This window comes from SAR86 cluster bacterium (genome assembly GCA_023703535.1).
In the GTDB taxonomy this organism is placed as follows: Bacteria; Pseudomonadota; Gammaproteobacteria; order Magnimaribacterales; family TMED112; genus TMED112.
Map to the genome: position 1 here is coordinate 196,406 of CP097967.1, position 18,649 is coordinate 215,054.

Consider the following 18,649-nt stretch of genomic DNA (forward strand, 5'->3'; position numbering starts at 1 on the left):
ATGACATTCATTTATGAAGAGGATAAGAGTTTAATTCTTAACGCATCACATATTTATGTCTCATATAGTGGTGGCGCTGATTCGACGTATGCACTTGTTAAAATCAGAGAATACCTTGGTAGTATAGAACTCTCTTCTAAATTAACTGCATTACACTTTAATCATGGAAATAAACAAAGTGATGCATTTGAAAGTCATTGTAATGACTTTTGCAATGAACTTGATATCAATTTTGAATCACAAAATATAAAGGTTGAAGTTTCTGGAGAAGGTTTTGAAGCTGCAGCAAGACTAAAGAGAATGAATATTTTGAAGTCTTTACCTGAAAGCTCTCTGATAATCCAAGGGCATCACTCAGATGATCAAATAGAAACAGTTTTATTCAGAATTATAAGAGGTACAGGCCTGAAGGGAATATCTGGGATCCCAAGAGTAGCTAAAGTTGGTGAAAATAAAATTTTGCGTCCGTTTCTAAAAGAAACAAAAGAAAATATTCTTGAGTTTCTATCTGAAAATAAAATTAATTTTGTTGAAGATCATACAAATGATGATATTTCCTACAGTAGAAATTTTTTAAGAAAAGAAGTTATTCCAAGAATCAAGGATAAGTGGCATTCAATAAATGAAAATGTTTCTAAGATGACAGAAATTACCAAAGATCAAAACTCACTTTATGAGCATTATCTAAAGGGTAAAATAGATGATTTAAAGGATGATGCAGGATTAGCTATTGAGGGGCTTAAGAAATTAGATACATTTGAAAGATCGGAGGTGATTAGATTATGGTTAGATATGGAATTAGTTACCACTCCTAATCACAGCCAAATGAAAGAAATTGAAAAATCTTTCTTTCAATCAAGACAAGATGCAAATCCTGTAATAAAATTTGAAAGGAGTGATAGGCAAAGAGTCGGTGTAATTCTGAAAAAAATAAATAAAACCTTAGTAATGGAGAAATTTGATGAGTAGTGAGAAAGTATTATTTGAAGAGCAAGATGATATTGCAATTTTAAAATTAAATAGACCTGAAAAAAGAAATGCTTTGGACCCTGAAACAGTTTTGTTATTCAATGATTATTCAGAAAAAGCAAAAGATAAAAAATACAAATCTGTTGTAATTACTGGAAATGGTGGTGCCTTTTGTGCAGGTGCTGATTTAAGACCCTCAGGCGATTCAATGGGCTGGGAAAGCGTTGAAAAAGCACTCAATGAGGGATACCACATTGGACTAAACAATCTCATCGAAATGAATAAAGTAGTTATTGCAGCAGTGGAGGGACCATGTGCAGGTATTGGATGTGCGTATTATATGAGTTCCGATATTGTTTTCATGGGACAGTCTAGCTTCTTTCAAATAGGTTTCTCAAAAATTGGACTTATTCCAGATGGAGGTTCGACTTGGCTTCTTCCAAGAATTGTTGGCTATCAAAGAGCTTTCAGAATGGCATCTGAAGCGCAAAGAGTATCAGCGGAAGAATGTAAGCATCTAGGCATGTGTGCAGAAGTCTCTGCCGATGGGAAAACTTTAGAGGATGCAATTGAAATGGCAAAAGTTTACGCAGATTTTGCTCCCGTAGCTCTAATGCGAACAAAACAACTGATGAGAGAAAGCTTCACTAGGTCCTATTATGATCAATTAAAAGAAGAGGCAAAACTCCAAGACGATCTTGTCGGTAGTAAAGATAACCTTGAGGGCGTTGCTGCGTTTGTCGAAAAAAGAAAAGCAAAATTTACAGGCGAATAACCTAATAATAGAAAATTTTTCCGAACCTCATCTTAACGAGGTCTTTTCTATTGAAACTAATTCAAATCCAACTCCATGGAAAATCGATACATTTAAACAAGTCCTAGAAGTTCGAACCATGAGTTTTGTTATTAAGGATGAAAACAAAATAATCGCCTTCTGTATTGCCTCTAAAGTTCTTGACGAATGCCATCTGCAAAATATTTCAGTTATCGATGGGTTTAGAAATCAAGGTTTGGGTACCTATGTTATCCAGGTTTTAATGGGTAGAGCACAAATTTTTGGTCTTAAGGTTATATTTCTTGAAGTGAGAGAATCTAATAAAGTAGCAATCAGTTTTTATAAAAAATTAAATTTTAAAGAAGCAGGTCGTCGAGAGGGATACTACAAAAAAGATTCTGGTAGAGAGTCTGCTTTATTGATGTCTTTAGCCCTTAGCTAAAAGTTTGGTAATATCAGCTTCGATTGATTCGGGAGCATCCATGCTGCCATATCTTTTGATAACATTGCCTGATTGATCAACTAGAAATTTTGAAAAATTCCATTTTATCGATTCACTCCCTAAGAAACCTTTTACAGTTTTTTTCAAAAATTTAAAAAGTGGGTGGGCATTAGTACCGTTAACTTCAATTTTTTCAAACATAGGAAAAGAGACATCAAAATGTGATGTGCAAAAGTTTAAAATTTCCTCATTCGTACCTTTTTCTTCTTCAGCAAACTGATTACAAGGAAAACCTAATACTTCAAAACCTTTGGCTTTAAAGGACTTATAAAGTTTTTCCATGCCCTTGTACTGCGGTGTAAAGTAACAAGCACTAGCAACATTGACAATTAAAACAACTTTATTTTTAAAGTCATTCATTGACACTTCGTTACCTAGAATGTCTTTTGCTTTGAAATCGTAGAAACTTTCTTTCATAATTCCTTAATGTCTTCTTTATTAGAGTCCGTAATCATAAAAAAGTTTCAAGATTTAAACAAGCTTGAACTTTATAAAATTATGCAGCTTAGAATCGAGGTTTTTGTTGTTGAACAAGATTGTCCTTATCAAGATTTAGATGGTTTAGATGAGCTCGGCACACACCTTTGGCTAGAGGAAGATAATGAGATTATGAGCTATTTGAGAATTAATCCACCTGAGACGAGGTTTGATGAAGTTTCTTTTGGTCGCATAGTGACAAAAAAATCAGTTCGTAAAAAAGGTTTATCAGAAGCAATTATTTTAAAATCCTTAGAAATAGTAGAACAGGAAAACTTAGGGCCCGTAAGAATTTCTGCACAAAGTTATCTTGAGAACTACTATTCTAAATTTGGTTTTGTAAAATGTAGTGATGAATATCTTGAGGATAATATTCCACATGTGGAGATGCTAAGAAAATGATTAAATTAAGTCGTTCAGCAGTAGAACAACACTTGAATTGTCAAAGATGCTTTTACCTCGCTTATAAGCACAAAATCAGGCCACCGAGTCTTCCTTTTACCTTAAATAGTGCTGTTGATAATCTTTGTAAAAATGAATTTGATCATTTCAGAGAAAAAGCAGAACCTCATCCATTATTTATTGAGCATGGGATAGATGCAGTTCCTTTTGCTCATGAGAGCATGGATGAATGGCGAAGTAACTTTAAAGGTATAAGGCATATAAATGAAGAGGAAGGTTATAACTTTGGTGGGGCAGTTGATGATATTTGGCAAAAAAGCTCTGGTGAATTAATAGTTGTTGATGTAAAGGCTACTTCAAAAAATGTATTTGATTGGGAAGACACCTTTTCAAAATGGGAGTACGCAAAGGGATATAAGCGACAATTGGAGATGTACCAATGGCTATTGAGAATGAATGGCTTTGACGTAGCGAGTGAAGGGTATCTAGTTTATTTTAATGGCAGAAAAAATGAGCCAATGTTTAATCAAAAAATTGAATTTGATCTGCATTTAATAAAATTAGAGTGTGATGATTCTTGGGTAGAGGATGCTGTTTTAGATGCTAAGAAAACACTCGAAGGAGATATGCCTAAATCTTCAAATGTTTGTGAGAACTGTAATTATTTGAAAAAACGCTGGGAAGTTGCTCAAAATGACCCAACTAATCTTTTAGATTAATATTTTTATCTCGTCCTAAACTGTCCATCAGTTGCATAAAGTAATAGATGTGATTGGTAAAAACGGTAAATATTACATACAAAACTTTTTAGGATCAAATCAAGCAAAAATTGTTTCAGAACGGCATCTAAAAGCAGTAAATCTTATCGAAGATCATATCTGGGACAGATCGACTAGAGCAGAATTAAATTACGAATTTGGAAAGTTTGTAGGAGAACAGACTTTTTTAACTTGGGGTTATTCATTAAGTGATTTAACCCTTGCTTCAAAGATTTTCGATCAACAGATAAAAATATCCAAACAAATTAAAACAATACAGGATTTCATGGATTCAAGAATAATGTCGACACTAAATTATTTTATAAAAGGGGAATATTTAATTTCGGTGTTCTTATTTAAAAAAGATCAATATAAAAAAGATGTTGTACATTTAGAGGTAAGAACGGATCAATCAAGTAAAAAACTTTTAACCGCAAAATTGGCTGATGATAGGTTAATTTCTTTTAAACTGTTTTATTTTGGACAACATTATAATTTAACCGGCAGATGTTTATATTACTGCACTGGAAAAAATAGTGAAATCAGTAAAGTTACTAGATTTAGTATTTTTAGTACACCCAGGAAAATCATGTCAATTACAAAATATATTTCTGGAAAAAAATCTGCATTATTTGGATTTGATAACGGCAGTTTAAATAAATTCAATTATTATGAAAAAGGTTTAATCAAAGCATCCCTCAAGATATCTAAAGGTGAGATTATTAAAAGAAAATTATATGAAGCTGGAAAGTTGGTTAAAAATCCCTTTAAACAAGTGGCCTCTGACTTCAAACTTCCTATTAGAGCGCAAAAAGCTTTAAATACATTCATGCCATAGATACCAACTGAATTTTTTTATATCCATAGATGCTGAAAATTTTTCTGCATTAGAAAAATTAATGTCCATTGCATTTTTTTGTCTTAGATTTTTCCATAAATTAACATTTTTAAATAAAGCAGAGGGAGAGGACGAGCGAGTATCTGATTTAGATTCATTAACCTCACATAGATGCTCTACTATTCCAGTTAAGTTTATAGGTTCTTTATCCCAGGTAATTTGATTAAATAACCAATTAGTAAATTTGTGAGCGAAAGTTCCATGCGTCATAAATTTGTGCAGTGATTCATTACTAAAATATCTTCTTAAGAAAAATTCTCCCTTAGGATAAAAAACCTCGTCTCCATCCTCTCGCCATTTAGTACGTAAAATATCACAGATTAATTTGGCTACATAACCATCTTTATTTTTAAACAAAGGTAAAAGATCTTTCAGCATAAAATTAAAAATCTCTTCGATATCTTTTTCAAAAAAGATAAAATCATCCACATCACAACATGCAATTATATCTAAAGGAGATAAATAGATGTTTTTCTTTGCATATTCCATTGAGCGTTCAATTATTTCATCAAATAATTTTTGTTTTTCTGAAAAAAATGTGAAATCCTCCTGAACATGACAGCAAGTTTTAAAAAAATCGAAATCAAAAGTTATTATTGGTTCATCAAGTTCTGAGATAAGCTTTTCTGTTAAAAATAATTTTTCTGTATTCAATGCTTAAAAGGGAATGTCTTCGACTGAATATGAATATGAACTCGAAAATATTGTGTCTCCAGTCATATCTAGAGTATTTCGAACAGCTTTAACAAATGATGTATTAAATCCTAACTTTTTCAGCTCTTGATTATAATTCGCCATTTCAAAAGGGCTTAAGCTCTTATGCCCCTCCATGTAAGAGGCATATTTATTCATAACAGGGTGATTAATTAAGTTTATAACAACATTGAAGAAAGTATTAATATGACTGTTCTCTATTTGATTTACTACTAAAGTAAGAATTGCTGCTGCACGAGCTCCCTTAGCATTTTTCATATTTAATAGTGCTTTAAAATATTTATTTCCCGCATCATTTTGAAATGCTCTAGTCCAGGTGCTTTTTTCGTACATTTTTAAATAGGAGGACCTGCTATTTCCACAGTTTTTTAATAACCATTTAGGACTTAATTTTCTTGCGATATAAAAATTACTTTGAATATCTTTTATAGTTTGAATTAGAAAGGTTCGTTTTAGAGTTTCGGGCAGACAGTCTATTGTTGATATGTTCCGTATTCTATGTAATTTACTGACAATCAGTGAAAAGTTTTTTGGATTATTTAAAATTTTCTTATCAAAAAAACGAATTACATCAATTTGTTCTGATGCTAGCAATTCAAAATATTTATTTGAACTTAGTATCTTTTTAGGAGCATTTTTAAGAGCACAACCTCTCTTAGATCTTAAAGCTAATTTTAGTATATCTGGATCTGATTTGAGTTTATCGGAAAGAAACATATAAATCCTTGAATTTACAAGCATTCCTTTGATAGCCATTCTTTTTGTTTTAAATTTTCCTAAATGTTGTAGTAAATGATTTTTAAAGAACGGATTTAAAATGCAAAAATCATATAGCTCATCAAAATTAGAGTGATCTATTTTGACATCGTAAGAACCAAAATTTCGACCTAGTGTGTCATTAATATCAAATATAGTAAAAGATATTTTAGTGCCATTAGGTTTTTGAAATATTTCTTTTTTAGCACTTATCGAAGGAGCCCGTCTATTTTTGTTTCTAATAAACACATGCAGATTTTTTGAAATTTCTATTTTCCTTTCAACCGAAAGTTCACTCCACTTAATCATTTGCTTATCCTAATTGTTTCACCAAAAGGGAATGATTCTTTTCCTAACCCATCATGGGTCACAAGCCAGAGGGTTGGCAGCGAGGAATTTTTAGGAAAGCTTCCATAGCCATCTGTAAGATAGACTGCAACTCTGTTGTCTTCAAAACCTACATTTTTTACTTTTTCAATTTCCTTAAAAAATGGAATAAATGTTGTGCCTCCACGACCTTTAGCAGCAGGAATTTTTGAGTTCTCATTTAGCTTATAAGGGCCATAAATTTTAGTATCACAATAATATAGATTTACATTCACATGAGGATATGATGAAAGAATCCCTTTAAGTTCACCAAAAAATTGTTCAAGCTGTTCATCAGAAACAGAACCACTAGTATCAATGCAAACCTCTGCTGTCACAGATTCACTCATTAGGTATTCTAAATAAAGTTTCCTATGTATAAACCTTCGATCAATATCATCAAAATCAGTAGGTGTTTTGCAGACAAATTTCCAAAGATAAGATCGCCAATCAATTTCAGGCTCTGTAACTGCCTCAATCTCTTGCTCTATGCCTCCAGGGAAAAAACCTTGCAATTTCTCCTTCGAAATCATGCCTGTGTTTTTTAATAAATTGATTTTATCTTTCCAATAATTAGAGACATCCTCAGATTCATTTTTCGTTTTTTCATTATTTGCAGATGAGTTAGAAATAATTAGATCTGGCATTTGCAATTTTGGGTATTTCTTAGATTTTTTTACTTTTTCATACACATGTTCAACAGACTTCCCCTTAAAATTTGCATCAACAATACCGCCGTCTGGCAATTTAAATTTTGTATTTGAAAGAATTAGGTCATTAACAACGATATCTGCAGCAACATTCCAATAATGCTGATCTCTTCCTCCCATTCGAGGTATATGGAGAAGAGCCATATGGAGCACTTCATGTAAAAGGAGACCATTTTGTTGTGATGAAGTTAAGCTCAAAAAAAAGTCCTTATTGACAAAGACTTTTTTCCCATCTGTTGCTGCAGTATCTATTTTTTTAGATTCTATAAATTCAGAAAAAAGCATAAGGGCTCCAAAAAATTCATTAGATTCTTTAATTTGAATCACTGCTTTTGAAACGCTATCCGCAAAATTCATTATGCTGCCAGTAGTTTTGATATTTCTTTTGAACAATTAAGCAAATCACTATCAGAGCTTAAAACATCAATCAAATCGTTTTGTTTATTTTTCTCTTTGAGAATTGTGAAGATATCAATGGTTGTTTGATTTAACCATTCATTTGTACCCTTTTTTGCTAGATATAGAAGCGCATTTTTAATCTGTGCTTTATCTTTTGATCTTAACGCTAAAGCACAACATAGCGCATATTTTGCAGATAGATCTTTGGGAAAATCCGGCTTACCTCTACCATCCAAAATAATATCGATATTTGGTAATGTTTTATATATTGAACAGAAACTTCTAAATTCTGAGGCAGCTGCTGTTCCAACAGCAGGATCTATATCCAACTTTGCTTTCAATAAATTATCACACTTCACCCATTGTCTTGGAGAAGGCCAGGCTGGTGAATTTCTATCAATTTTGTGAAGTAAATTAGGTCTAAAGTTAAGAAAAGATATAATTCTGTCATCAACTTCATTTTTAATTGCATAATTTTTAAATTCATCTAGACCTGTAGTTATTTCAAGATGAAAAAACCTATTAGATAATGGAGCAGGCATATCAAACACAGCTGCATGATCTTCTTTTCTATTACCTGCAGACCAAATAAACCAATTATCAGGGACTTTATAACTACCTACCTGTCTATCTAAAATCAGCTGTTGAGCTATCCCTTGAATTGCTGGTGGTGCCATATTTAATTCATCAAAAAATAAAATACCAGCGCCATCTTGAGGTAAGAATTCTGGTGGACACCAATAAGATATTCCATCTCTAGGTTCCGGTAAACCTCTAATATCAGTTGGTGCTAATTGACTGAGCCTTACATCAATAAAACGTAAGTTATTTTTTTGTGCGACACTTGAAACTACTGAAGATTTTCCAATGCCTGGGGCACCCCAAATCATTATTGAATCCATTACTTTTGCCGTAGTAATTTTATTTAAGTATTCTTCAAGTTTTTTAATCGATAGTTTTTTCATAAATACTCCTATATATTTATATTGATAAGTGAAATTATGAGTTAAGGGGAAGACACTTTAAGTCAAAGCTATGGCAAAATCAGAATCTAAAGGAGCAATAGACAGAGGCATGTTGTTGTTAAACCTGCTTGATCCTATTCAAAGAACAAGAAAAGAAATTCACGGGATGTTAATTGAGAGGGGATATGACATAAGTGAAAAATCAGTTGAAAGAGATCTAAATAGACTTGCAGATTTATTTCCTAGGCATGTTTCTTATATTAAAAAATTCCCTCCTTTCGGCTACAGACTAAGGGAGTCTGCAAAAATGAGCTTTATGAAGCCAGAAGAGGCAATTTCAGTCTTAACTGCCTACGAATACCTAGATCCTCTTATTCCAAAACTCGCACAGGGTTTAGACCTTTATATAAAAGAAGCAGAGAATGTCCTCGAACATAATTTCTCATCAAACTATAAAAATTGGAAGCAAAAAATATCAATAAAAAATGAAGGGTTTCAATTAAAACCAAAACTTATTAAAAGAAGTGTTTTACAAAATATTCATGCAGCAATACTTTTGGGAAAAAGTATCTCATGCACCTATCATGCTAGAGCAACTCTTAAGGATAAAAAATTCAGTGAAATCTTTCCAATAGGCCTTGTTCATTGCGGCCGATTAATATACTTAATTGGCTCCCATGATCGGGCAGCTAAAAAAAGATTTGGTTGGCCTCTACATAGATTTAAGTCAATAAACGTTAATGATGAAATAAATCCATTAAAAGACGAGAGTGTAAATAAACATATCAAAGATGGAATGCTTGGGTTCTTACTTTCGAATATTGAGAAAAAAGTTGTTTTAAAATTTCAAAAAAATGCTGGGTATATATTCACAGAAACAAAAACCTCAAATAAAATGCGGCTCACAGAAACAAGTGATTCAATAATAATTGAAGACAAACTTCCAGATACCTCTGAGCTAGAAAACTGGATTCTTGCCTTTGGTGAAAAAGTAGAAGTTATAGAGCCTCAGGAATTAAGAATAAAAATTAAACAAAGATTGGAGTCCTCTCTTGAAAAATATAAATAATATTACTCAAAATTCATATGAAGCAATTGCATTATTTGTAGTGTACATTTGTTATCAAGATAGAAAATTATCTGATCAGGAGTTATCTGAATTATTTTTACAATCAGATGTAATGAAAAATTTCTATTTTGAATGCTATGGTGAAATTTGTGATTTAGATATAGAGGAAGTTACTTTTAGTTTAAAAAACTTTATCGAAATAAAAGAAAATTATTTTGGCAAAAAAACCTCCAATGAAGAAGTAAAATTTTTCAATAATATTATTACTGACAATAAACTAAGAGATTTTGCATTATTAATTTCAAAGCTAGCAGCCAGCAAAGATGGACTACATAAACTTGAGGAAAATAAATGGAATTTTTGGTTTAAGCATTGGTTAAATTAGAAAATATGGTAACCTGGTTAAATGAAAAAAATATCTTTTATTGACCTTTTTGCAGGTATTGGCGGGTTTAGATTAGCTCTAGAAAAATTTAATTTTGAGTGTCTCTTTTCTTCAGAAATTGACGAGTCTTGTAGGGAAGTTTACAAAGAAAATTTCGGATCTACTCCAAAAGGGGATATACGAAAAATATTATCAAAAGATATACCAAAACATAATTTATTAGTTGCAGGATTTCCCTGCCAACCATTTTCAAGGGGAGGAAAAAATTTAGGTTTCAAGGATGAAAGGGGAAATGTTTTTTTTGAAATTGTAAGAATTTTGAGGGACAAAAAAACTGATTTCTTTCTGCTTGAAAATGTGAAAGGTTTAAGAGGAGAAAATTTAGATTTAGTAATTAATACTTTAGTTGATCTAGGTTACTTTGTGAGAGTATCGCAATTAAATTCAAAAGATTTTGGTTTACCTCAAAGCAGAGAAAGAATTTTTATTTTTGGTTCAAGAAAAATTATTAATTTCAATTTTCCTATTAAAACAAAAATTAAGACAAGGATTGGAGATATTTTGTTTAAAAGAACTAGCCAAAAATATACTATTTCTGACAAATTATGGTTAAGTCATCAGGCAAGAAAAAAACGAAATAAACAAAGAGGAGTAGGTTTTGGTTATAGCAAAGTCAGTAGAAATGATGAATATACTAGAACCTTATCGTCTAGATATTATAAAGATGGATCTGAAATTCTAATTGATCAAAAAAACAAGAATCCTAGAATGCTAACTCCCCGAGAATGTGCAAGACTACAAGGTTTCCCAGAAAGCTTTGAAATTCACAGGAGTAAAAAAGAAGCATATAAGCAGTTTGGTAATGCAGTTTCTGTTCCTGTCGTAGAGGCTATAGTAAGAGAATTTCTAAAATCTCAAAATATAAAATCTTCTTGAAGCGCTTTATTTCTTATTTCAAGTGCTTTTTTCATCTGTTTTTCACTTGGAATTCTTCTCCCTTGAAACATTTGAGAGCATAGAACTGCTAGGCTTACTTCAATATCTGTCTCTGAGAACCCCTTTTTTATAAAATAATCTGCAAGAGCTTCCCACTCATCTTGTCCAATTTTTAAAGCTTTTTCATAGTCTGCAATTTGATCCCCGGCCTTAATTTCTTCTTTATTATCTTTAATTCTTTCACTAATTTGCTCATGGTTTATAAAATCAATACTCTTAATATCTGAAAGCGTATAATTTAATTCTTTAATTTTTTCCCATGCATCTTGTTTTTTACAGAATTCTGAGGGATTCGATGTTTCAGCAAAGGAGGAATCTGTAATTTTTTCTTTGATGTATTTTGCAATACATACTATTTGATTCAGTAAAGAATCTGTCAATTTTTGATTAGCATAGATTATATCAAGGTTAATATCCTTTTTATCTTCTAAAAGCTTATGCCTCACAAAGGCAATGGCATATGTCACAATTTCTGCTTTTAATCCTGGATTATCTTTGTACCATTCTGATCTTAAAATGGCAGAATCAGAATTTTTGAATAAAATTGCTTTTGCAATCAAATCTTTGTAGAAAGGCTCTTTAAAATTATCTTCATTTTTTTCAAACTCTTTTGATATTACTTGCCCTAGTAATTTCAAATTTGCTTGAGCTCCCTTTTTTACCTCCCAAGGTTTAAGGCGCCATGTATTTTCAAATTTTGCCATATCTGTTTTTACAAATTTCTGTTTTGATGGGTACTCCACTTGGAATTGTTTTTTCTTAGCTAAACTGTATCCCCTCATTTTTACGTTATATTGGCCCCTAGTCCGTTCATAAAACCATTTTGAAGGTATTCCAGTTTCACCAGCTGGCATTAGTATTCGTCTAGAAAGATCTTCAAGTTTTTTGTGGAATGGGTGATTTGAAACAAGGTCTGCTGCTTGAATATTATTTTGTGTATTAGCATATTCAGAAATTTTTGATTTCATATCTTCAGCAATATCTGTATCTTCAATTACGTTTAATTTCATTTGAACAGAAATTTTATCCAGCTCTATATCTGCATAATTTAAATCACCTATTGAACCTTTTTCTCTTTTAGCAAAGTAAATTGAAGAGGTTGTTTGCCCTCCATTAACAATTTGCATATTTTCTAATTCTTCAATCAATAATTGCCCATTTGAATTTTTTGTTTTAATTGATGAAGCTGTCACAGTGAGGCCATTATTATATGCAAAAACATTTTGTGGCTCTTTTACTAGCGATCTCCTTATTCCTTTATTTACTCCTGATCTAAAATCTAAAAATGTTCTTACATTACTCTCTAAAAGTCTTTGTCCATATTCGTGATAGAGATCTGAAAGGACTTGAGCAGGCATCACACAAAGATACGAATCAACTTCAGAGTTATTATCAAAGCTTGCTGGAAGGGCTTTCAACCCACCACATAAATTTTTAAAATCAACAGTAAAAGGTTCAGACTCAGATGACGATTCCTCAATTTCTTTTAATGCTTGTAAATCATATATTTCTACAGAAGTATCCTTTTCTTTAATTTTGTCAATGCTTATTTTCTTAATCCTTTTACTTAAAAAGTTATTTGTTACTAAAACAATTCTGAACTTAATTGAGTCTTCTATAAAGTTTTCCAAAGACTCTGCAACAACTCTTCCTGGGTCCGTTTCGTCAAGTGTTTCTAAAAATGATAAATCATCAATTTTTTCTAAATATCGATATGCTGATTTTGAAAGCTTATCTAATTCTGTTTGTGTTATGACTTTTGGTTCATAATCATTTTCAAACTTTACAACAATTACATTAATTGATTTTTCTAGGACATTGTAAGAGCAACCATCAATCCTCATACCTCTTCTTGAGTTTTTAAAGGGTTGATATTCGATATCATCTAACACACCAGCCTCTCCAAATAAATCAGCTGAAAAATTGAAAAATTCCTCCTCTGCAAAGGTTTGATTCGCTTCTGTATTTATAAGTATTTTGTCTATAAGTTCTTGATTATATTGATTTAGATCTTTATCCATCTTTTAAAATTGTTTCCAGACTCCGATTAATTATAAAATTACTCAATTTATTAGGGTCCAGTTCATAAGATGCCTTTACAATAGCAGGATGTAATTCTTCACTTGCAATAAATCCAGGAAAATTATCTTCAACTTCATATATATTCATGTCTATATAGTTAAAGCTCATCTCTTCTTGTTCTTCAGTTGCCCTGTTCAGAAGTTTGCTTACTTTTCTTAAAAAATTTCCTTTTACTGAAATATCTTCCCCTATTTTTTTGAGGATTTCTTGATAAAGCTTTTTCAAGTTCCAGCCATCATCAGGACTACATTTATTCAAGAAAATGTGTACCAAGAAAAGTTTTGGAGTAATTTTTTCAAGCTGCTCCAGAGAGGCAATTTTAATTCTTGAACTATTTTCAGATAATGTTGTTTTTATTTCGAGTGCAAAATCATTAAATGTAAAATCTTGTTTTTTCCTTTCAGGCCCAACCCAAGCAGTTATGGCTTGGGATTGAGTGTATTCTTCAAAAAAGTATTTTAATAATAGGTACATCTCTCCCCATAAACCTATTAATTCTCTTTCAGATAATCCTCGCCTGCTTGGCTTGAGAAACTCTGACCAACTGCCAAATCTATTAATAATCTCAGAAAAGAATTCAGTGCCTTTATACGCCGAAGAGTGTATTGCAACATCTTTTACAACTATAGCAAGCTGCTCATTTATCGATTGGTGAATTTCTTCAAAGGTTATTATTAATCTCTTTGTTGATTCGTCAATATTATCATATTCTATTTTCAGTTCTGGAACATTTAATTTTATTTCAGGCACCTTATCAATTTTTTCAAAGGCCCAAAATACTAATTTTCCACCATCCCTCTTAGCTACAAAAAATCTTTCATCATCTTCATAAAGCTGTTTTCCTTTAGGGAAATTGTCCTCCTCAATACTTGCCCAAGGATCTTCGCGAAATTTATTAGCTAAGTCAGTCATCGTGTATATCATCATCATATGTTGATGCGTTAAGGTCAAATTGCATTTCTAATTGTCTTTGATGATTTTGAGTATAGATTTTTGTAGATTCTTCATAAGCCTTTATCTGATCTGAATCCTGAAGGCCATTAATACCAAATTCATACTGTGGAAAAGATATAGATATCCCTACTGCAGGTTTTGTAAAAGGCTGTGTTACTTCAAGATTACTTAGATTATCACCCCATAACTTTGACTCAAAAGGTGTAAGGATTCTCACATTAAATAAGTAGATTATTAATCCAGGAAAATTTCTTTTCTCTGTAAAAACATATGAATCATTTTTATTAGGTTTGAAATTTAGAGAATTTTTTATTTCTTCTCTATCATTCTTGTTGAATAGAAGTTTTTCATCGTCACTATTACCTAGTTCTGATTTGGGATTCGAAATTTTGACCCCATCTGATTCCATTTTTCGTCTTGGAACTATAAATGGATATCCACCTACTTCGCAAGAATCATTAAATTGGGTTTTTTTCATCCACGCAGTATTCGTATTTTTCTTTACATGCATTACGGTTACTCTAAAGTTTGATACATTATTTTTTTCCATATTATTTTTTATAAAATCAATTAAGACATCGTTTGGAATATGATCTGGCAATAAATCTAATTGCTCTATAAGCTCAACTACCTTTTCATGCTTCACATCTTTAAATATAAAATCTTCTTTATCTTGCTCTGAAGAAAATTCTAGGTTTTTCAAGAACTTATCAATTAATTCGAAATTCTTATTATTTTTGGCATCATCTTCAAATATAAACCGTCTTATTCGTTTTGCCCAAAGATCTAATTTAAATAGTCTTTCTTCACCAGTCCCTCTCTTATTTCTTGCAGTAACCATTAAAGCCCCTGGGTGTGTTCGAATTTGCAACCCAAAATCTGAAGGAGTTTTTTCTTGATCCTTCATTCTTTGTAGCTGAGCGTATAAGTCATTAATAGCTGACGAAATAAATTTATACCAATCTCTAGATTCTTTTGGCAGAAATACTTTGCACAAGTCTTTATAGCCTGGTCTATACCCAAACCATCTACACATTTGCATTAATGTGTCATACATTTTTGAATTTCTAGCAAAATAAGAAATTGTAAGACCCTCTAATGTCAATCCTCTTGAAAGCTTATAGCCACCAATTGCAATTGCACACAAGCCATTTTCTTTATACTGAGAGTAATCAAGAACTTCACCACTTTTATTATTGATTGCAAAAACCTTAATTTTGTTTGCAGCTTTATTTGAAGTTTTAAGTATCTCTTCGAATGTTTCTTTGATATCAAAATTCTCTTCATAGACTCTTTTAAGTTCAGAAATTTCAGGATTTTTTAATGCTTTATCGATAGGAAGCGCATGATTTGCATCGATTGCAAAGGTTAATTTATCCTTAAATTCTTCAACTAATTTTTTAAGATCATTCTGGAGATCTTTAAGGTGAGTAATATTTATCATCATTGTGTTATGTTTATCTTGTTCAGGTCTTAGCATTCTTGCTGAAGTCGCAATTACAAATGACATAATGGCATCTTTAAGGCTTCGACTTATCTGAGTTATCTCTGTATTCCTATTATGTTTTAATGGCAACATTTCAGTTTCGTTGTCATCAATAATTATTGTTGGCGGTTTATCGCTTTCAATAGAATCGTCACCAAAAAAGAATTCCTGTCCACAATAATTTTCTGGTACAGGCACTCTTACCATGTAGTTTTTTGGGAATAAGTCATCATTAAGCATCTCATCTTCTTCATTTGGATCAATAAATACATTAGCAAATGGAGTGGCAGTATATGCAACGTAATGGTTTTTGTGAAACAGGTTAAGAAGTGTACGAATGAGTTCATTTGTTCTTGATATTCGATTTCTATCTGCTAATCCATTTACGGAAGCATAGTCAGCCTCATCATCAATTAACATCATGGGTACAGAAAGTTTTTGATTTTCATTTAACGCACTAGATTCTTTAATATAGTCAATTAAACTTTGTAAAATAGATGTGTTCTTCTTGATTGTGATGATTAATGGACAGTTAAAAGAAGTTAATGATGTGCTTACTGTTTGAGCAACTTTTTTACTAAAGTCATTTTCCGTAGAGGTTAGTGTTGCGACATCTAAAGAGTCATTTCTAAAAGTTCCAACTCCAATCTTCCTTCTAGTATTATTTAGTATCAGATGTTTTGATTCTAAACCAATAACATCTGCATCAACTCTTATCTGCGTTTGTTTTCTAAGATCATTCATATGACCTCCTAGGAGAATCACAATCTTATAACCACTGTCAAAAGCTTTATTTATTAGCCCAATATAATTTTGGGTTTTACCAGATTGTACATTTCCCATTACAAGCCCCTTTCTTGACCAAGAGTTTTCATTACTATTTGGGTCCCCAGATAAATCTAGAATGCTATCAATCACTCTCTCATTTTCATCAACAACTTTTTTAGGTCTCCTTTGACTCAATAAAGACTTTTTATATGCCTCCCAATAATCCCACTTAATTTCTGTCTTTTTATCGTCAAACCATCTTTGAACTTTATTATCTCCCAAAATAATAGCCTCATCAGATAATGAAACATGAAAGTGATTCTTGATTTCAAAACCTAATTTTTTTATATCTTCCTCTGAAAGCCCACTATCAAAGAGGGTCTTTGAAATAACTTGCATCTTATCCAATACATTATTAACGTAGTCTAGGGTGACATTATTTTCCCTGTTATCTTCTCCAATATGAGTTATAGCAATGCTTAAAAGTTTGTTTAATGTTTCCTTATCCATTTTTTCATAATTCTTTGAGTTTTTTTTCAAATTCTTCCCAGTCAATCTCATATTGTTTTACGTCATTTGGATTTGATGACATGGAATTATAAATATGATTTACAGGTAAAAATTCAGATAGTTTTTTGAGATACCCAATTAAGTATTTCCTGTTTTCTTTTTTTAGTTTATTGACAAGATCAATTAATTTTTTATTGCTTACTTTAATTTCATAGGTAATTTTTTTCTCTCTCTTATCCTCTTTAATATCCCAAAAATCATTGGCCTCCTCGGTCTTGCCTCTGTATGTATATTTTCTTTTTGAGATATTTACTGGACTGGAGATCATTCTCTTAAACAAATGTCTTATTTTTCCTGGCAGTTGAAATGTCTGCTTTTTAACATCTGTTGAAAGTATTTCATCCATTGATGTAGGAACATCAACCTGTATTCTTGCTAATTTACCAAGTTGACTTGATTTAGCTAAATTTAGCCAGCCACCTTCGACTATTAATCTCTTGCCACGAAAAATGTAAAATCCCTGTTTTTTTGCTATTTCGTCAACTCCCCCCATTTCGTCCAGCTTCTCTGGCGAAAGCTTTGTATGATGAGGCAGTATGTGCACTTTAACATCAATTTTACCTCCAGCACTTCTCTGCGAATCGGATGGCCCTTCTGTATAGCCTTTTTCACCAATTAAAAAGGGATCTATTGGAATAAGTTTTTGACCATTCACATTAAATGAAATCTTATTTTTTCCTGTCATAAATCTATGAAAATAAAGGGCCACATATTTTTTTATATTTACAACATCAATTGCAAGCTCTTGTTCAACTTCTTCTGTACTTCTCAAAGAATCATATCTTGGCAGTTCACTCCAAATAACTTGCGTTCCAGGAGTGCCTTCAAGAAGTTTTTTGCTAACTTCATCCAACTCTCTTATTTCATTAAGAGTTAAAATTTCAACATCCCAACGATTATTTTTGACTATTAGATCAATGTCATACCTACATGCACAAAGTTTTGAGTTTTTAGATTTAGAGACAACTGTAAGCACATTTGCTACAGAAAAGCTTGCAGTTTTCATGCCAGAGCCAAATCTGCCGAGGTCCTCAGAATTTCTCTCGTCATTAGGGTTTTTGCAAGCAATGCGCATATTTTCAAGGAGCTCCTTTTCATTCATGCCGCGTCCGTCGTCAATAATTGATATAGTTGGCCTTTCTTGGGGTGGGCTATAAATGGAAATATTTTTTGCATCGGCAGCAATTGAATTATCAACAATATCACCTATTGCAGCATTTAAATCATAGCCTATTCTTTGTAGAGTTTTTATTTGATTCTTTGGTTGAGGATTTAATTGCTCTATTCTTCCCATTTTTCAATATCGTCTAGATTTTTATTTGAAATTTTAAGAGCACGATCAAAAGCTATATTTTCTCTGATATCTAGCCCATCTGAAGTGGCAGAAACAAGTGCAATATGTAATAAAAGTTCAGTTTCAATAGAAGAATGAAGCAACTTATAGTAGTCATCAATATCTTTTTCAGAATTAAAAAAATCTTCTACTAATCTTTCAAATTCTTTTTCTGATGGATTTTTGATATTAAGTTTTTTTTGATATTTTTTTAATTGTTCTTTTAATGAATTTATTTCAGTTTCAGAAATAATTCCGTCTTGAGCACATATCAGGCAAACAAATGAAACAATGTCTTTTATCATTATATGAATT

General features: G+C 31.7%; 19 protein-coding genes. 9 read left to right on the top strand and 10 right to left on the bottom strand.

What is annotated here, in order from left to right:
- Genes tilS through rimI form a run of 3 tightly spaced genes read left to right on the top strand, consistent with a single transcriptional unit; the run spans window position 1 to window position 2,186 of the window.
- On the top strand, window positions 1–969 hold the full coding sequence (gene tilS / locus M9B42_01130; protein ID URQ64452.1) for a tRNA lysidine(34) synthetase TilS: 969 nt from the start codon (window positions 1–3) through the stop codon (window positions 967–969).
- Window positions 962–1,744, top strand: coding sequence for an enoyl-CoA hydratase/isomerase family protein (locus tag M9B42_01135; protein URQ64453.1), 783 nt, complete (start codon window positions 962–964; stop codon window positions 1,742–1,744). The genes tilS and M9B42_01135 overlap by 8 nt, the downstream gene beginning before the upstream one ends.
- Window positions 1,707–2,186 carry a ribosomal protein S18-alanine N-acetyltransferase gene (gene rimI, locus M9B42_01140; protein URQ64454.1) on the top strand — a complete coding sequence of 160 codons (480 nt, stop codon included), beginning with the start codon at window positions 1,707–1,709 and terminating at the stop codon, window positions 2,184–2,186. Before M9B42_01135 ends, rimI begins: the two co-directional genes overlap by 38 nt.
- On the opposite strand, the gene M9B42_01145 is transcribed toward rimI, so the two are convergent.
- The gene (locus M9B42_01145; GenBank protein ID URQ64455.1) at window positions 2,172–2,663 is read right to left on the bottom strand and encodes a glutathione peroxidase; all 492 of its coding nucleotides are present in this window, start codon (window positions 2,661–2,663) and stop codon (window positions 2,172–2,174) included. The two genes, rimI and M9B42_01145, sit on opposite strands and share 15 nt — an antisense overlap.
- A 9-nt stretch (window positions 2,664–2,672) precedes the next feature.
- Here M9B42_01145 and M9B42_01150 point away from each other — a divergent pair, with 9 nt between their 5' ends.
- The 3 genes from M9B42_01150 to M9B42_01160 are packed head-to-tail and all read left to right on the top strand — an operon-like array spanning window position 2,673 to window position 4,721.
- The gene (locus M9B42_01150) at window positions 2,673–3,125 is read left to right on the top strand and encodes a GNAT family N-acetyltransferase (protein ID URQ64456.1); all 453 of its coding nucleotides are present in this window, start codon (window positions 2,673–2,675) and stop codon (window positions 3,123–3,125) included.
- Complete coding sequence (locus M9B42_01155) at window positions 3,122–3,844, top strand: PD-(D/E)XK nuclease family protein (GenBank protein ID URQ64457.1); 723 nt, start codon at window positions 3,122–3,124, stop codon at window positions 3,842–3,844. Before M9B42_01150 ends, M9B42_01155 begins: the two co-directional genes overlap by 4 nt.
- A 31-nt stretch (window positions 3,845–3,875) precedes the next feature.
- On the top strand, window positions 3,876–4,721 hold the full coding sequence (locus M9B42_01160; protein ID URQ64458.1) for a hypothetical protein: 846 nt from the start codon (window positions 3,876–3,878) through the stop codon (window positions 4,719–4,721).
- On the opposite strand, the gene M9B42_01165 is transcribed toward M9B42_01160, so the two are convergent.
- Genes M9B42_01165 through M9B42_01180 form a run of 4 tightly spaced genes read right to left on the bottom strand, consistent with a single transcriptional unit; the run spans window position 4,701 to window position 8,691 of the window.
- Complete coding sequence (locus tag M9B42_01165) at window positions 4,701–5,435, bottom strand: hypothetical protein (GenBank protein URQ64459.1); 735 nt, start codon at window positions 5,433–5,435, stop codon at window positions 4,701–4,703. The genes M9B42_01160 and M9B42_01165 overlap by 21 nt on opposite strands.
- A gap of 3 nt (window positions 5,436–5,438) precedes the next feature.
- Window positions 5,439–6,560, bottom strand: a complete 1,122-nt coding sequence (locus M9B42_01170; protein URQ64460.1) for a hypothetical protein — start codon at window positions 6,558–6,560, stop codon at window positions 5,439–5,441.
- Complete coding sequence (locus tag M9B42_01175) at window positions 6,557–7,684, bottom strand: VWA-like domain-containing protein (GenBank protein ID URQ64461.1); 1,128 nt, start codon at window positions 7,682–7,684, stop codon at window positions 6,557–6,559. The genes M9B42_01170 and M9B42_01175 overlap by 4 nt, the downstream gene beginning before the upstream one ends.
- Window positions 7,684–8,691, bottom strand: coding sequence for a MoxR family ATPase (locus M9B42_01180; protein URQ64462.1), 1,008 nt, complete (start codon window positions 8,689–8,691; stop codon window positions 7,684–7,686). Before M9B42_01180 ends, M9B42_01175 begins: the two co-directional genes overlap by 1 nt.
- Window positions 8,692–8,761: 70 nt before the next feature.
- Between M9B42_01180 and M9B42_01185 the strand changes: the two genes are divergently transcribed.
- The 3 genes from M9B42_01185 to M9B42_01195 are packed head-to-tail and all read left to right on the top strand — an operon-like array spanning window position 8,762 to window position 11,081.
- Entirely contained in the window at window positions 8,762–9,760 is a 999-nt protein-coding gene (locus M9B42_01185; protein ID URQ64463.1) for a WYL domain-containing protein, read from the top strand.
- Window positions 9,744–10,145 carry a hypothetical protein gene (locus M9B42_01190; protein ID URQ64464.1) on the top strand — a complete coding sequence of 134 codons (402 nt, stop codon included), beginning with the start codon at window positions 9,744–9,746 and terminating at the stop codon, window positions 10,143–10,145. Before M9B42_01185 ends, M9B42_01190 begins: the two co-directional genes overlap by 17 nt.
- 21 nt (window positions 10,146–10,166) lie before the next feature.
- A complete protein-coding gene (locus tag M9B42_01195; protein URQ64465.1) occupies window positions 10,167–11,081 on the top strand; it encodes a DNA cytosine methyltransferase in 915 nt (304 codons plus the stop codon).
- Here M9B42_01195 and M9B42_01200 read toward each other — a convergent pair.
- Genes M9B42_01200 through M9B42_01220 form a run of 5 tightly spaced genes read right to left on the bottom strand, consistent with a single transcriptional unit; the run spans window position 11,060 to window position 18,639 of the window.
- Window positions 11,060–13,162 (bottom strand): AIPR family protein, encoded by a 2,103-nt coding sequence (locus M9B42_01200; protein ID URQ64466.1) that lies wholly within the window; start codon window positions 13,160–13,162, stop codon window positions 11,060–11,062. The genes M9B42_01195 and M9B42_01200 overlap by 22 nt on opposite strands.
- The gene (locus M9B42_01205; protein ID URQ64467.1) at window positions 13,155–14,135 is read right to left on the bottom strand and encodes a PD-(D/E)XK motif protein; all 981 of its coding nucleotides are present in this window, start codon (window positions 14,133–14,135) and stop codon (window positions 13,155–13,157) included. Before M9B42_01205 ends, M9B42_01200 begins: the two co-directional genes overlap by 8 nt.
- The gene (locus M9B42_01210; GenBank protein ID URQ64468.1) at window positions 14,128–16,941 is read right to left on the bottom strand and encodes a Z1 domain-containing protein; all 2,814 of its coding nucleotides are present in this window, start codon (window positions 16,939–16,941) and stop codon (window positions 14,128–14,130) included. Before M9B42_01210 ends, M9B42_01205 begins: the two co-directional genes overlap by 8 nt.
- 4 nt (window positions 16,942–16,945) lie before the next feature.
- Window positions 16,946–18,295 carry an ATP-binding protein gene (locus tag M9B42_01215; protein ID URQ64469.1) on the bottom strand — a complete coding sequence of 450 codons (1,350 nt, stop codon included), beginning with the start codon at window positions 18,293–18,295 and terminating at the stop codon, window positions 16,946–16,948.
- Complete coding sequence (locus M9B42_01220; protein ID URQ64470.1) at window positions 18,283–18,639, bottom strand: hypothetical protein; 357 nt, start codon at window positions 18,637–18,639, stop codon at window positions 18,283–18,285. The genes M9B42_01215 and M9B42_01220 overlap by 13 nt, the downstream gene beginning before the upstream one ends.
- Between the last annotated feature and the right edge of the window lie 10 nt (window positions 18,640–18,649).

Bases quoted from the DNA above. Each gene is read 5' to 3' on its own strand.
- tilS (URQ64452.1), top strand. From the start codon at position 1: ATGACATTCATTTATGAAGAGGATAAGAGTTTAATTCTTAACGCATCA.
- M9B42_01135 (URQ64453.1), top strand. From the start codon at position 962: ATGAGTAGTGAGAAAGTATTATTTGAAGAGCAAGATGATATTGCAATT.
- M9B42_01145 (URQ64455.1), bottom strand. From the start codon at position 2,663: ATGAAAGAAAGTTTCTACGATTTCAAAGCAAAAGACATTCTAGGTAAC.
- M9B42_01150 (URQ64456.1), top strand. From the start codon at position 2,673: ATGTCTTCTTTATTAGAGTCCGTAATCATAAAAAAGTTTCAAGATTTA.
- M9B42_01155 (URQ64457.1), top strand. From the start codon at position 3,122: ATGATTAAATTAAGTCGTTCAGCAGTAGAACAACACTTGAATTGTCAA.
- M9B42_01170 (URQ64460.1), bottom strand. From the start codon at position 6,560: ATGATTAAGTGGAGTGAACTTTCGGTTGAAAGGAAAATAGAAATTTCA.
- M9B42_01175 (URQ64461.1), bottom strand. From the start codon at position 7,684: ATGAATTTTGCGGATAGCGTTTCAAAAGCAGTGATTCAAATTAAAGAA.
- M9B42_01180 (URQ64462.1), bottom strand. From the start codon at position 8,691: ATGAAAAAACTATCGATTAAAAAACTTGAAGAATACTTAAATAAAATT.
- M9B42_01185 (URQ64463.1), top strand. From the start codon at position 8,762: ATGGCAAAATCAGAATCTAAAGGAGCAATAGACAGAGGCATGTTGTTG.
- M9B42_01195 (URQ64465.1), top strand. From the start codon at position 10,167: ATGAAAAAAATATCTTTTATTGACCTTTTTGCAGGTATTGGCGGGTTT.
- M9B42_01200 (URQ64466.1), bottom strand. From the start codon at position 13,162: ATGGATAAAGATCTAAATCAATATAATCAAGAACTTATAGACAAAATA.
- M9B42_01205 (URQ64467.1), bottom strand. From the start codon at position 14,135: ATGACTGACTTAGCTAATAAATTTCGCGAAGATCCTTGGGCAAGTATT.
- M9B42_01210 (URQ64468.1), bottom strand. From the start codon at position 16,941: ATGGATAAGGAAACATTAAACAAACTTTTAAGCATTGCTATAACTCAT.
- M9B42_01215 (URQ64469.1), bottom strand. From the start codon at position 18,295: ATGGGAAGAATAGAGCAATTAAATCCTCAACCAAAGAATCAAATAAAA.
- M9B42_01220 (URQ64470.1), bottom strand. From the start codon at position 18,639: ATGATAAAAGACATTGTTTCATTTGTTTGCCTGATATGTGCTCAAGAC.